At 75.0% G+C, this 12,765-nt stretch carries 10 protein-coding genes and 1 pseudogene; 5 read left to right on the top strand and 6 right to left on the bottom strand.

Annotated elements, in window-relative coordinates:
• Positions 1 to 48 precede the first annotated feature (48 nt).
• From F8568_RS37605 to F8568_RS37590, 4 genes are read right to left on the bottom strand one after another with little or no spacing between them, the layout of a single operon-like run.
• Positions 49 to 843, bottom strand: a complete 795-nt coding sequence (locus F8568_RS37605) for a serine hydrolase (RefSeq protein ID WP_160573906.1) — start codon at positions 841 to 843, stop codon at positions 49 to 51.
• Between the two features lie 15 nt (positions 844 to 858).
• Complete coding sequence (locus F8568_RS37600; RefSeq protein ID WP_202125797.1) at positions 859 to 2,265, bottom strand: SLC13 family permease; 1,407 nt, start codon at positions 2,263 to 2,265, stop codon at positions 859 to 861.
• A 47-nt stretch (positions 2,266 to 2,312) separates the two neighbouring features.
• Positions 2,313 to 3,908, bottom strand: a complete 1,596-nt coding sequence (locus F8568_RS37595; RefSeq protein WP_151598394.1) for an N-acyl-D-amino-acid deacylase family protein — start codon at positions 3,906 to 3,908, stop codon at positions 2,313 to 2,315.
• Between the two features lie 13 nt (positions 3,909 to 3,921).
• Complete coding sequence (locus F8568_RS37590; protein ID WP_202125796.1) at positions 3,922 to 4,614, bottom strand: MurR/RpiR family transcriptional regulator; 693 nt, start codon at positions 4,612 to 4,614, stop codon at positions 3,922 to 3,924.
• Between the two features lie 296 nt (positions 4,615 to 4,910).
• Here F8568_RS37590 and F8568_RS37585 point away from each other — a divergent pair, with 296 nt between their 5' ends.
• Together F8568_RS37585 and F8568_RS37580 are read left to right on the top strand one after the other, a co-directional pair.
• Complete coding sequence (locus tag F8568_RS37585) at positions 4,911 to 6,167, top strand: acyltransferase family protein (RefSeq protein WP_236009885.1); 1,257 nt, start codon at positions 4,911 to 4,913, stop codon at positions 6,165 to 6,167.
• 142 nt (positions 6,168 to 6,309) lie between these two features.
• The gene (locus F8568_RS37580) at positions 6,310 to 7,197 is read left to right on the top strand and encodes an SLAC1 family transporter (RefSeq protein ID WP_151598393.1); all 888 of its coding nucleotides are present in this window, start codon (positions 6,310 to 6,312) and stop codon (positions 7,195 to 7,197) included.
• A gap of 1 nt (position 7,198) precedes the next feature.
• Here F8568_RS37580 and F8568_RS37575 read toward each other — a convergent pair whose 3' ends face one another.
• Together F8568_RS37575 and F8568_RS37570 are read right to left on the bottom strand one after the other, a co-directional pair.
• On the bottom strand, positions 7,199 to 8,608 hold the full coding sequence (locus F8568_RS37575; protein ID WP_151598392.1) for a DHA2 family efflux MFS transporter permease subunit: 1,410 nt from the start codon (positions 8,606 to 8,608) through the stop codon (positions 7,199 to 7,201).
• 122 nt (positions 8,609 to 8,730) lie between these two features.
• Positions 8,731 to 9,081 carry a hypothetical protein gene (locus F8568_RS37570; protein ID WP_151598391.1) on the bottom strand — a complete coding sequence of 117 codons (351 nt, stop codon included), beginning with the start codon at positions 9,079 to 9,081 and terminating at the stop codon, positions 8,731 to 8,733.
• 150 nt (positions 9,082 to 9,231) lie between these two features.
• Between F8568_RS37570 and F8568_RS51260 the strand changes: the two are divergent.
• From F8568_RS51260 to F8568_RS48995, 3 genes and pseudogenes are all read left to right on the top strand, one after another.
• A pseudogene (locus F8568_RS51260) lies at positions 9,232 to 9,607 on the top strand (ATP-binding protein); the annotation flags it as partial.
• Positions 9,608 to 10,197: 590 nt separating this feature from the next.
• On the top strand, positions 10,198 to 11,772 hold the full coding sequence (locus tag F8568_RS49000) for an ATP-binding protein (RefSeq protein WP_236009884.1): 1,575 nt from the start codon (positions 10,198 to 10,200) through the stop codon (positions 11,770 to 11,772).
• Positions 11,682 to 11,921, top strand: a complete 240-nt coding sequence (locus F8568_RS48995) for a response regulator transcription factor (protein ID WP_160573905.1) — start codon at positions 11,682 to 11,684, stop codon at positions 11,919 to 11,921. The genes F8568_RS49000 and F8568_RS48995 overlap by 91 nt, the downstream gene beginning before the upstream one ends.
• The last annotated feature ends 844 nt before the right edge of the window (positions 11,922 to 12,765 follow it).

Below are 12,765 nucleotides of genomic sequence, written 5' to 3'. Positions count from 1 at the left end.
GGTCTCGTGGTTTTTGCGGCCGTCCCACCCCCCCCCCCGCCCCGCAACTCAACGGTTACGGGTAAGGCCGGCCGCGGTGTAGACGGCGCGGCCGGTGTCGGCGATCAGGGTGCCGGCCTCGGGTTCGCTGTCGATGCCCTCCGTCATCGCGACAAGGACGATCGGGTCGCGGTCCTTCGGCAGGACGATCCCGGCGTCGTGGCAGACGGCCGCCAGCTCGCCCGTCTTGTGCGCCAGCGTCACGCCCGGCGGAAGGTGGCGGGGCAGCCTGTCGTTCAACTGCTGGCGGGACAGGACGTCGAGCGCGAACGCGGTGGACGCCTCGCCGAGCATCTCGCCCCTGACCAGGCCGGTGAGCAGCGCCGCGACGTCCGCCGGGGTCATGAGGTTCTCCTCGCCGCGCTCGCGGGCCGCCGCGTCCATCATCACGCGGGCCAGCACGGTGCCGTGCAGCCCGTGCCGGGCGCACCAGGCGTTCACCGCGTCCCTGCCGACCAGGTCGATCAGCAGGTTCGTGGCGGTGTTGTCGCTGACGATGATCATCAGGGTGACCAGGTCGCGGACGCTGAACTCCGCCGCGTCCGCGAGGTCCTTGATGACGCCGCTGCCCGGGACGCGGGCGTCCGGCGGGGCCGGCAGCCGGTCGTCCAGGGACCGGCGGCCGGCCTCGGCCTCCGCCAGCACCGTCGCCATGATCGCGATCTTGATCACCGACGCGGAGGTGAAGCGGCGCTCGGCGTTCACCTCCGCGCGTTCTCCGGTGCCGAGGTCGTGCGCGACGACGCCGAGCGTCCCGCCCAGGCGGGACGCCCGCCGCACCAGTCCGTCGAGTTCGTCGCGCACGTCAACCTCCAGAAGTCAGAGCAGGACGGCGAACAGGACGAGGAACCCCGCCGTGTTCATGACCATGATCGCCCAGCCGTTGAACAGCATCATCCGCAGATCGCTGGAGCGGGCGAGGCCCATCTGGCCCATCATGTCCGCGGTCGGGTACGGGCCGAGCTGGTCGATCTGCGCCGTGCCGAGCAGCGACACCGCCCACGCCGCGGGCGGCACGCCGAGCGAGGCCACCAGCGGCCCGAACAGCTTGTTGATCAGGACGACCTGGGCGACCGCCGCGCCGGGCACCGCGTGCACGTACCCGAGCAGCACGACCAGCAGCAGGAACACGTACGGGCCGACGTCGGGCATGACGCCCTTCAGGTGGTCGAAGATCGTGTCGAACGCGCCGGTCTTCTGCACCAGGGTGAGCAGCGGGTCCAGCAGCCAGAACAGCATGAACAGCCAGATCAGCCGGGCCGCGCCCGCGTAGACGGCCTCCGCCGTCCCCTTCGCGCCGAGCCCGCCCGCGAGGCCGGTCGCGGCGGCGGTGACCACCATGACGACCAGCGCGTACGAGTAGCCGGCCTTGACCCACACGCCGTACACGGCGAGCGCGACCAGCACGCCGATGAAGGCGAGCGCGGCCCGCTGCCCGCGCCTGTCCGGCGCCGCGTCGGCGTCGTCGTCGCGGGCCGCGTCCACGGGCGCGTACTCCTGGGCGGTGTGCTTCTGGATCCAGCGGGCCATGAGGAAGCCGGTCACGACGGTGATCGCGCCGACCGGCAGGCCCGCGTGCAGCAGGTAGTCGCCGTACGACAGCCGCGCCGCGGCGGTGATCGTCACGACCGGCGGGGTGAACGGGCCGAGCATCAGCCCGGCCGCGCCCGCCGCGTGGAACATCGCCGCGACCGCCGGGGGCCGCCAGCCCATCCGCGCCGCGATCGGGATGACGATCGGCGCGATGATCGCGTTGCCGCCCGCGAGGGTGCCGAGCGCGCCCACGATGACCAGCGACGACACCATGACGCCGAGCTGGACGCGGGTCGGGGTGCTGAGCCCGATGCGGCCCATCACGGTCCGGACGAGGGTCTGCGCGGCGCCGGTCTCCTGCGCGACGTGGCCGAGGCCGGCGCCGAGCAGGATGATCAGGCCGATCACCGCGACCAGCGACCCCATGGACGTGGCGAGCTGCTCGCCGAGCGGCACGGGCGCGGTCCGGGTCATGATGGCGGCGACGGTGACGGCGCCGATGGTGGCCAGCACGACGTCCACGCCGAGCAGGGCCAGCACCGCGTACATGATGATGGGGACGAGGCCCCAGATGCCGGCCTTGCCGCCTGCGACGGCCAGCACGATGCCCGCGACGACGCAGACCGCGAAGCAGGCCACCGAGGTGAGCTGCCTGCGGTCGAGCCGTCCGCCGAGCGAGATGGCGCTGCTCAATCGCGCTCCTGTTCAACGGGGATCCCGGGGGGATCCGAACGACGTGCTCAGCCGACACGGCGCAGCACGCGTCCGGGACGCGCACCGGTGGCCGTGCCGTCGCGCAGCACGGGGACGCCGCGCACGAGCACGTGCCGCACACCCGTGGCGAGCCGCCACGGGTCTGCGAAGTCGGAGGTGTCGGTGACCGCGGCAGGGTCGAACACGGCGATGTCGGCGACGCGGCCCGCGCGGAGCTCGCCGCGGTCGGCCAGCCCGAGCCGGGCGGCGGGGAGGGAGGTCATCTTCCGGACGGCCTCGGGCAGCGTGAGCAGCCGGTCCCCGCGCACGTAGCGGCCGAGGACGCGGGCGAACGTGCCGAAGCTGCGCGGGTGCGGGCGGCCCGCGCCGGACGGGGCGAGCGTCCAGCCGTCGCTGGCGACGCTGACGAGGGGGTGCGCGAGGACGGCCGCGACGTCGGCGGCGGACATCGCGTGGTTGACGATCGAGACGGTCGCGTCGTGCGCGGCGAGCAGTTCGAGCGCCGCCTCGGCCGGGTCCATGCCGGTCTCGGCGCCGATCTCGGTGAGGCTGCGGCCGGTGAACCGGGAGTAGGGGCCGTCCGGCAGCTCGGCGACGACCACGCCGGCGGGGTCGACGTCGCGGCCGAAGCGGGCGCGCAGGCCGGCGGCGATCCGGTCCCGGGTGGAGCGTTCCATCAGACGTTCGAGCAGCCGCGCGGCGCCGCCGTCCATCGCCCAGCCCGGCAGCCGGGACGTCAGCGTCGTGGACGACGCGGTGTAGGGGTACACGTCGGCGGCGGCGTCCACGCCCTCGGCGCGGGCCGCCTCGATCCGCGCGAGCGCCTCACCGACCTTCCCGTGGTTGGCCGGGCCCATCGCCTTCAGGTGCGAGATCTCCAGCCGCGCCTCCGACCGGCGCGCCGCGTCCAGCGCCTCGTCGACCGCCTCGAGCAGCTCGTCGCTCTCGTTGCGCATGTGCGTGGAGTAGAGCAGCCCGTGCCGCGCGGCCTCGGCGGCGAGCGCGGCGACCTCGCCGGACGACGCGTACGACCCGGGCGCGTAGATCAGCCCGGTCGAGAAGCCGAACGCGCCCTGCTCGGCGGCGGCCGCCAGCAGCGACCGCATCGCCGCCAGCTCGTCCGCCGTGGCGGGCCGCTCGTCCGGGCCCATCACCAGCGTGCGCAGCGCCAGGTGCCCGACCTGCGTCGCCAGGTTGACCGCGGGCCGGTCCGCGTCGACGGCGCGGGCGTAGCCGTCCAGGTCCGTCCACCGGAAGTCGACGCCGGACGCCAGGAACCCGGCGGCGCCGCGCAGCTCCTCCGCCGCGGCGACCGGGAACGGCGAGAAGCCGCAGTTCCCGCCGAGCAGCGTCGTGACGCCCTGGTGCACGGCCGTGTCGGCGGCGGGGTGCTCCTGGACGGTGAAGTCGGCGTGCGAGTGCAGGTCGATGAAGCCGGGCGCGACCACCAGGCCCGTGGCGTCCAGCTCCGGGCCCTCGTGCGTCTTGCCGGGCGGGACGACGTCCTGGATCCGGCCCTCGCGCACCACCACGTCGGCGCGCCGCGCGGGCGCGCCGGTGCCGTCCACCACCTCGCCGCCGGTGATGACGACGTCGTCGGCCAGGTCCGTGGTGTGCCTCATCGGTGCGCGCCCCTCATTCGTCGGAGTAGATCGCCAGCGCGTGGGCGAGCCCCTCGCGCCGGGCCAGCCGCCGCCGGGCGCCCTTCGCGCTGGCCGCGGTGAGCGTGGCCAGCGCGTGCACGACGGCGGAGATCGCGGTCGGGGAGTCGGCGAACGACGCGCTGCCGGTGCCGACCACCACGGTGGTGTGCGCGGCGGCGGCGAGGGGGCTGCCCGCGTCGTCGGTGATGGCGACGACGTGCCCGCCGGCGGCGGCGAACTCGCGCGCCACGACGATGGTGGGGCGGGCGTAGCGGCGGAACGAGAACGCGATGAGCACGTCGGTGGGCCGCACGTCGCTGAGCACGTCGATGGCCCGGACGGCGGCCTCGTCGATCAGCGTGACGCCGGCGAGGCTGGCCGACAGCTCCAGGTGCAGGAGGGTCGCGTGCGCGCGGCTCTTGGCGCTGCCGAGGACGAACCGGCGCCGGGCCGCGACGACCCGTCCGGCGGCCTGCTCCAGCGTCCCGTCGGCCCGCAGCGCGGCCATGGTGCGCTCGAGGTTGGCGCGGTCGGCCTCGATGACCGCGTTCAGCAGCACCGACGCCGAGGACTGCCGCCGCAGGCGGGCGCCGTAGCGGGCGTCCGGGCTGGTCAGCCGGCGGTTCTCGGCGGCCTCCTCGGCCTGGCGGTCCGCTGCCGGAGGCCGGGGGGACTCCTCGCTCACAGGCCTCTCCCGTCCGTGGATACGTACCCTATGTTGCCGCGCCCTGTTTCTAGCAGTATGGCGTAGCGCACGTCAATGATGCTGCTCATCCAAATCTTTCGCAGGTCGTCCCGAGGGCTCCGAACGCGCACCCTCACGAGTGATATGGAACGTATCTCATTGATTCAGGAGGATCGCGGTGACAGCGCGCTCCGGCGGGCCTCCGGCGGCCGGGGCGGGCGCCGGCGAACCTTGGACTTTCCTGAAAACTTGACGAAATTGGCGGCGTTTCTTCCTAATAGGTCTAGCCTGTCGGGATGATCCCGCCATTAGGTGTTTCCACCCCAACGGCGCGGCTGGGATGGCTGGACGTGCTGCGGGGGTGGGCGGCACTGGCGGTGGCCCTGCATCACGCGAGCTACGTGTACCTGCCCGACGTACGGATCGGGCTGCAGGGCTGGTTCGACCCCGGCACCTACGGGGTCCTGGTGTTCTTCCTGGTCAGCGGCTATATCGTGCCCGCGTCCCTGGAGCGGCGGGAGAGCGTGCGCGGCTTCTGGATCGGCCGGTTCTTCCGCATCTACCCGCTGCTGGCCGTGTCGTGCCTGCTCGCGGTGCTGCCGTTCCTGCTCGGCGTCCGGGGCCTGCGGGCCGGCCTGGAGCATTACCACCCCGCGACCGCGATCCTCGCGCACGCGACGATGCTGCAGGACCTGCTCGCCGTCCCGAACGCCATGAACGTGCTGTGGACGCTGTCCTACGAGATGGCCTTCTACCTGCTGGTCGTGGCGCTGTTCGTGGTCGGCGTGCACCGCCGGTCCGCGCCGGTCTCCGTCGGGCTCACGGCGGCGGCGGTCATGGTCGGCGGGCTGCTGCCTACCTGGCTGCTGTCGGGCCTGCTGTCCCGGACGGCCGGCGTCGGCGTCGTCGTCGCGGCCTGCTTCGCCGCGCTGGCGGCGGCGATCGCGGCGGCGGTGTCGGGACGCGCGCCGGCGCGGCTCGCGGGCGGACTGCTCGGCGGGCTGGTCGCGGCCGTCCTGGTGCTGCTGAACGGCCGGGTCGGCGCCTGGCAGGGCCTGGCGATGATGGCGCTGATGTTCGCCGGGACGGCCGTGTACCGCGCCGAGCACGGGCAGATCCCGGCCTGGTCCGGCCGCGCCGCCGCGGTGCTGGTGCCGGCCGGCTCGCTCGCCGCGGGCGTCTGGAACATGCACGGCGACTGGCACGCCCAGCTCGTCTGGGCCGGGACGGTCCTCACCGCGACGGCGACGTTCGCGGCCGGCTGGCTGCTGCGGCACCGCCGGTTCCCGCGCTGGGCGACCGGCCTCGGCACCGCGAGCTTCTCGATCTACCTGCTGCATCCCCTGCTGCTGATGGTCGCCGCGCAGTTCCTCGGCCGGTCGTCCGGCCGCGAGGACGTGCCGGGCCTGCTGGTCTTCGTCGCCGTGCTGCTGGCCGCCGGCTGGGCGTCGCAGCGCTGGATCGAGGCGCCCGCGCAGCGGCTGGGCCGCCGCCTCGCGCGCCGCGCCCCGTCCTCTGCCGCCGAGTCCCCGGTACTGGCGGCCTCTCCCTGACTCCGCGATCGGCCGGCATGAGGGCCGAACCGCGTGAAACCGAGAGGACTCCGGATGGTCCTCGCACATCCGGCGGCCACGGCGGTACAAGTGACCGGTGAGCGGTGGAGAGAGTGCGGGAGACCCCCAGCCGTGGGGCGCGATGACCATGGCCACAGGCATCGTCGCGGTGGGGCTGGACCTCGCCGGGGTCGCGTGGGCGACGCGCGTGCTGCTTGCGGTCACGGCGGCGCTGTGGGCCGTGATGGCGGTGACGTTCGCCTCGCGGCTGCGGGGCGGCCGGGAGCAGCGGCGTTCGCAGGGGCGCGAGCCGGTCTCGCTGACCACCGTCGCGGGCAGCGGCGTGCTCGGCGTCGGCCTCCTGCTGTTCCGGCACGAGACGGCGGCCGAGGCGCTGCTCGCGCTGATGGCGGCGGCGTCGCTGCTGCTGCTGTTGCCGCAGGTGGTGCGGCACCTGCGGCGGCGGCTGCCGGGCGCGGCCTACCTGGTGACGGTGTCGACGCAGTCGCTGGTGGTGCTGGCGTCCACGCTGGCGAAGCAGGTCCCGGCGCGCTGGCTGCTGTGGCCGGCGGGGGTGCTGCTCGCGCTCGGCCTCGCCCTCTACCTCTTCGTCCTCGGCCGGTTCGACTTCGCCCAGGTACGGGACGGAGCGGGCGACCACTGGGTGCTCGCGGGCGCGCTGTCCATCTCGGCGCTGGCCTGCGCGAAGCTCGCCGCGGCGGCCGGCACGCCCGCGCCCCGGCCGCTGGAAGCGCTGACGCTCGCGATCCTCGCCGCGGCGCTCGCCTGGTACGTCCTGCTGGCCTGCGCGGAGGTCGTCCGGCCCCGGACCCGCTACGACGGGCGCCGCTGGTCGACGGTGTTCCCGCTCGGCATGACGGCGACCGCCGCGATGACGGCCGGGACGGTGTCCGGCCTGCACTGGCTGGACGTGCTCGGCCGCGTGCTGCTGTGGCCGGCGCTCGCCGGCTGGGCGGTCGTCGCGGCCGGGGCCGTCCGCCATGCCGTCGCCTCCCGCCCGTCCGCCTGACTCAGCGGCGGGTGCGGGGCAGGAAGGCGACCAGCGCGGTGCCCGCCGCGGTGATGACCGCGGCGATCAGGAACGCGGTGGCGTAGCCGCCGGCGAGGTCGGCGCCCGACCGGGCCGCCGCGGTCGCGAGGATCGTCAGGCCGATCGCGCCGCCGATCGTCCGCGAGGTGTTGACGACGCCCGCCACGGCACCCGCCTCGGCCCGGTCCGCCCCGGCCGTCGACGCCTCCACCAGCGGCGTCATCAGCAGGCCGAACCCGGTCGCCATGACGGCGCCCGGACCGAGGACCGACCCGGCGAACGTCCCGCCCGCGTCCAGGACGGCGCTCTGCCACCCGAACCCGGCGGCGGCCATCAGCCCGCCGCCTGCGGCCAGGAGCCGGGCGTCCATCCGGGCCATCAGCGTGGGCGCGAGCTTCGAGCCGAGGATGATGCCCGCGGTGTGCGGCAGGAACGACACCCCGGTCCGGACGGCGCTGTAGTGCAGGACGTTCTGCATGTACAGCGACAGGAAGTACCACAGCGCGAACCCCGCCATCGTGCTGACGAGGGTGGCGAGGTTGCCGACCGCGACGCTGCGCAGCCGGAACAGCCGCAGCTGGACCAGCGGCTGGGCCGTCCGCGCCTCGACGGCGGTGAACAGCGTCAGCAGCACGAGCCCGGCGAGCAGCGGGACGAGCGCGTCCGCCGACGTCCACCCGTGGCGCTCGGTCTGCCCGATGCCGAAGGCGAGCAGGCCGACGCCCCCGGTGACGAGCACCGCGCCGGGCAGGTCGAGGCGCTGCCGGGCGCCGGCCGCGGCCTCCTCGCGCAGCCACCGCGCCGCGACCACCGCGACGGCGGCGCCGATCGGCACGTTGATCAGCAGCACCCAGCGCCAGCTCAGGTAGTCGGTGAGCAGACCGCCGACGAGGCCGCCGGTGGCGCCGCCGACGGTGCCGACGGCCGTCCACATCGCGATCGCCCGCGTCCGCGCCGGTCCCTCGGGGAACGTCCCGGTGATCAGCGACAGCGTGACGGGCGCGAGGATCGCGGCGCCGAAGCCCTGCACGGCGCGGGCGCCGACGAGCATCCCGGCGTCCTGCGCGAGCCCGCCCGCGAGGCCGGCCGCGGTGAACAGGCCGAGGCCGGTGACGAACACCCGCTTGCGGCCGAACAGGTCGGCGGCGCGCCCGCCGAGCAGCAGGAACCCGGCGAACGCCACCGAGTAGGCGTTGACGACCCATTGCAGGCTCGTGGCGCCGAGCCCGAGCCCGGAGCGCATGCCGGGCAGGGCGACGTTGACGACGGAGATGTCGAGGACGACGAGGAACTGGCCGACGGACGCGGCGAGCAGCGCGGCCCACGGCGGGGTCCCGCCCGCCCGCCGGCCGGCCGCCTCGACGGCGCCGCCTTCGTGGATCGTGGTCATGGATCCCATGCTGGCGGCGAGGCCACTCGCCGCGCGTCGGCCGCCGGTCCCGGTCCGCCCGGTCCGATCGTCCTAGGACCCGGCCCGCACGAGGCGCCGGCCGGCCCGGACCGGGCCGGGGTTCACGCCGCCGCCCTGGCCCTGCGCGCGGGCCAGAGCGCCGCCGCGCCGGTGAGGCCGAGGACCATCCCGGCCCCGACCGTGACGTAGACCCAGGCGGACGCGCCGATGAAGTACGCCGGCACGCCGAGGACGGCCGCCGAGGCGAGCCGGGTGCCGATCGCGAGGGGCACGCCTGCGCGCCGCCCGCGCAGGGCGAGCACGACCCCGGCGAGCGTGGCCAGGCCGAGCAGCGCGCTCAGGATCCCGACGAACGCGGGCGGCGGGTCCGACTCGGCGAGCGAGATGACGCCGTCTGCGTTGAGCGCGGCGGACAGCGCGCACAGCGCGAGGCCGGTGGTGGTGCGGTTCAAGGCGGTTCCCTTTCGTGCCGGATCGGAACGCGGAGCCGCGGCCTGGGACCGTCCCACGGTGGCCACCCGCTTCTCCGCGTTCTCCCTAGAGACGACGCTAAGAATCGGGCACGCTACGGACATCTGTGGAACCACTCACCGAGGCACTCAATGACGACGTTCGTCGGACGCGAGCGCGAGATGGCCTTCCTGTCCGGGCGGCTCGCCGAGGCACTGGCCGGTGACGGCGGTGCGGTGCTCGTCGAGGGCGAGGCGGGCGCGGGCAAGACGGCCCTGGCGCACGCACTGGTGCGGCGCGCCCGCGCGGACGGCGTCCGCACCGCGTGGGGCGCGTGCCTCGAAGGCGAGGGAGCCGCGCCCTACCGGCCCTGGACGCAGGCCTTCCGCGCGCTCGGCCTCCCCGCCCCCCGACCTCGCGGCCGGCAGCAGGACCCGGCTGTTCGACGAGGTCGCCGAGCTGGTCCGGGACGCCGCCGGGCCGGGGTTGCTGCTGGTCCTGGACGACCTGCACCGAGCCGACCCGTCCTCGCTGTCGCTGCTGCAGGTCGTGGCCGCCGAGGCGCCGGACGTGCGGCTGCTGCTCGTCGGCCTGTACCGGGGCCCGGAGGCGCCTGCGGCGCTGCGCCGCGTCCTGCGCGGGCGGGCCTGCTCCCCCATGGTCCTCGGCGGGCTGACGCCGGCCGAGACCGGACGGCTGGCGGCGGACGAGCTCGGCCGCGAGCTCACCGACCGCGACCTCGCCGGCCTGCGCGAACGCTCCGGCGGCAACCCGCTGTTCCTGCTGGAGCTGCTGCGGCTGCGGAAGGCGACCGGCGACACCGCGGGCCTGCCGAGCGGCGTCCGCGACGTGATCGAGCAGCGCGCCGGACGGCTCGGCCCGGCCGCCGCCGAGGCGGTGCGGCGCGCGGCCGTCCTCGGCCGCGAGTTCCCGCTGGCGGTGTTCACCGGGGTCACGGGCGAGCCGCCCGAGGCGCTCGACGAGGCGGTGGCGGCGGGGCTCGTCCGCGTGGACTCGGCGGGACGGCCCGGTTCTCCCACGCCCTCGTCCAGGAGGCCCTCTACTCCCGGCTCGGCACGGCGGAGCGGCGGCGGCTGCACGCGCTGGCCGCCGAGGCGGTGCGGGCGGACGGCACCGCCGAGGCGCTCGCCAACCACCTGCGCGAGGCCGGCGACGCCGAGCGGGCGCTGGAGGCGACCCTCGAAGCCGCCCGGCAGGCCGTCGCGCGGCTCGCCCACGAGCACGCCGCCGCGCAGTACCGCGCGGCGCTCGCCCTGCCCGGCGCCGGAGCCGCCGCCGTCCGCGCCGGGCTGCTGGTGGAGCTGGCGCGCTGCGAGTTCCGCGGCGGCGAGGTGGAGGAGGGCTGGCGGCACTGCCGCGAGGCGGCCGACCTCGGCCGCGCGACCGGTGCCGCAGGGGTCGTCGCCGACGCCGCGACGGTCCCGCGCGACCTCGCGTTCTCCCCGCTGACCGCGCAGGTCCACGCGCTGTGCCGGGACGCGCTGGCGCTGCTCGGCGGTGCCGACCCGGTCCGCGAGACGCGGCTGCTCGCCCAGCTCGCGATCACCGCGGACCCGTGGGCGAGCACCGCCGGCGCGGGCCCCGCCCTCGGCGAACGCGCGCTGGCCGCCGCGGAGGGCACCGGCGACCCCGACGTGCTGCTGCTCGCCCTGCAGGCCCGGCACACCGAGCTCGTCAACGGGCGCCACGTCCGGGAGCGGCTGGCGCTGGGCGAGCGCGCCGCGCTCCTCGGCCGGACGCTGCCGGAGGCCGCGCTCTGGGGGCACGCCTGGCGCATGGACGGGTTCGCCGAGCTGGGCCGCCGCGTCGACTTCGACGCGGAACTCGCCGCGTTCACCGGGCACGTCGAACGGTCCGGCGAGCCGCTGTGGCGGTGGCGGCTGCTCCTCGCCCGGGCCGCCGTCGCGTTCGCGGAAGGCCGCTTCGCCGAGGGCCGCGCCCTCGCGGCGGAGGCGCTCGCGCTCGGGCGGCGCTGCCGGCACGGCGGCGCCGAGCACCTCGACCTGGTGTTCGCCGCGCACGCCGCGATGCTCACCGGCGAGGGCCTGGCGGAGGTGGAGCCGCTGGTCCGCCGGCTCAGCGAGCATGGCCCGTTCTTCGCCCGGTCCTGGCTCGCGGTCGTCCTCGCCCATCTCGGACGGCGGGACGAGGCCGCGACGATCTGGCGCAGCGTCGCCCCGCACTCCGGCCAGGTGCCCGCGCCCGCCGCCGAATGGCTGGTCATCTCGGCCGGGCACGCGGAGCTGCTGAGCCTGCTCGGCGAGACGGACGGGGCGCCCGCCGTCTACGCGACGCTGCTGCCGTTCGCGGGCCGCCAGTCGGTCGGCCCCGCCCACACGCCCTGGGGTGGGCCCGTCAGCCTGCACCTCGGACGGCTCGCGCTGCTCATGGAGGACGTCGAAGCCGCCGGGACCCACCTCACCGCCGCGCTGGCGGAGAGCGGGGCGCTCGGTTCGCCGCCGTACCAGGCCATGGCCACCTGGAGCTGGCCCGCCTGTGCACCGTACGCCGGGGCCCCGGCGACGTCCGGGCGGCGGCGGCGCACCGGGAGACGGCCCTCGGCCTGGCCGAACGGCTCGGCATGGCACCGCTGGCGGACAAGGCCCGCGCGCTCGCCGACGCCGGCGGACCGGGCCCGCTGTCGGCACGGGAACGGCAGGTCGCCGCGCTGATCGCCGAAGGCCTCACCAACCGCCAGATCGCGGGGCGCCTGCACCTGTCCGAACGGACCGTCGAGAACCACATCTCCCACATCCTCGACAAACTCGGCGTCGGCAACCGCACCCTGGTCGCGTCCTGGCACCGGCGGACCGGCGCGTGAAGGCCGCGTGAGCGGTCAGCACGGCACGCCGATCCTGCGCCGGCGCCGCCCGCCGGTGCCCGGCGCGGGCGGCGGCCCGGCGCGGGCGGCGGCCCGGCGCGCCGGTCCCGGTAGACGACGTTGGGCCGCCACAGGTACCAGGCTGCGTCTCCCACGTGATGATGCCGTCTTGACGTACACCTTCCACGAGCACGATCTCGTGCAGTTCACGCCATGAGTCGAACGGACCTCCCGGTCGTACCGCCACCGCTCCCGATAGAACTCCTCGGCATTCCGCCCGCCGTGCCGATGAAGCCGCCAGTAGTCACCGGACGGTTTTCCGGGGACGAAGAACTGCGCCCGCCGCAGCACCTCCTCGATCGGCTCGCCACCAGGCAGCAACGGCGCTATCCCGCCACTCTGCGAGGTCAACCCGCTCTGCGAATTCGCGCCGTTCGAATCCAACGGCCGGTCGCCGATGCCATGCGTCCCCCTCGTCCGCCGAGATTCGATGCCGCAGACGCACGTCACCTTCCATTTAGGACGCATGCGTACGGGCGGGCGCCTACTCGAACTCGAGAAAGCTCTCCCGCCCACCCGCCCACCCGCCGCACGCCCCCACAGACGAAGCGCAGCGAATTTGTGGTGTATACGAGGTTTGACCGCCTGCAAGGTGAGTTGTGCGCGATGTCCTGAGGCAGATACGGAAAGGCCATAGGGAGGTCTTGTATCTCGGATAATGGATGTCGCTCTCTAGGCATGAGGGGTGTTCGGGTGGTGGGGTGGCGCTTGCGTACGGGGCCGCCCCTCCAAAGTCAAGGGCGCCTTCGGCGTCGCTACGCGATGGACTTCGTCCACCCTTGAC

Origin of the sequence: Actinomadura physcomitrii, from assembly GCF_008923205.2 — a bacterium.
Lineage (GTDB): Bacteria > Actinomycetota > Actinomycetes > Streptosporangiales > Streptosporangiaceae > Spirillospora > Spirillospora physcomitrii.
This window is presented reverse-complemented; position numbering and strand designations above follow the sequence as displayed.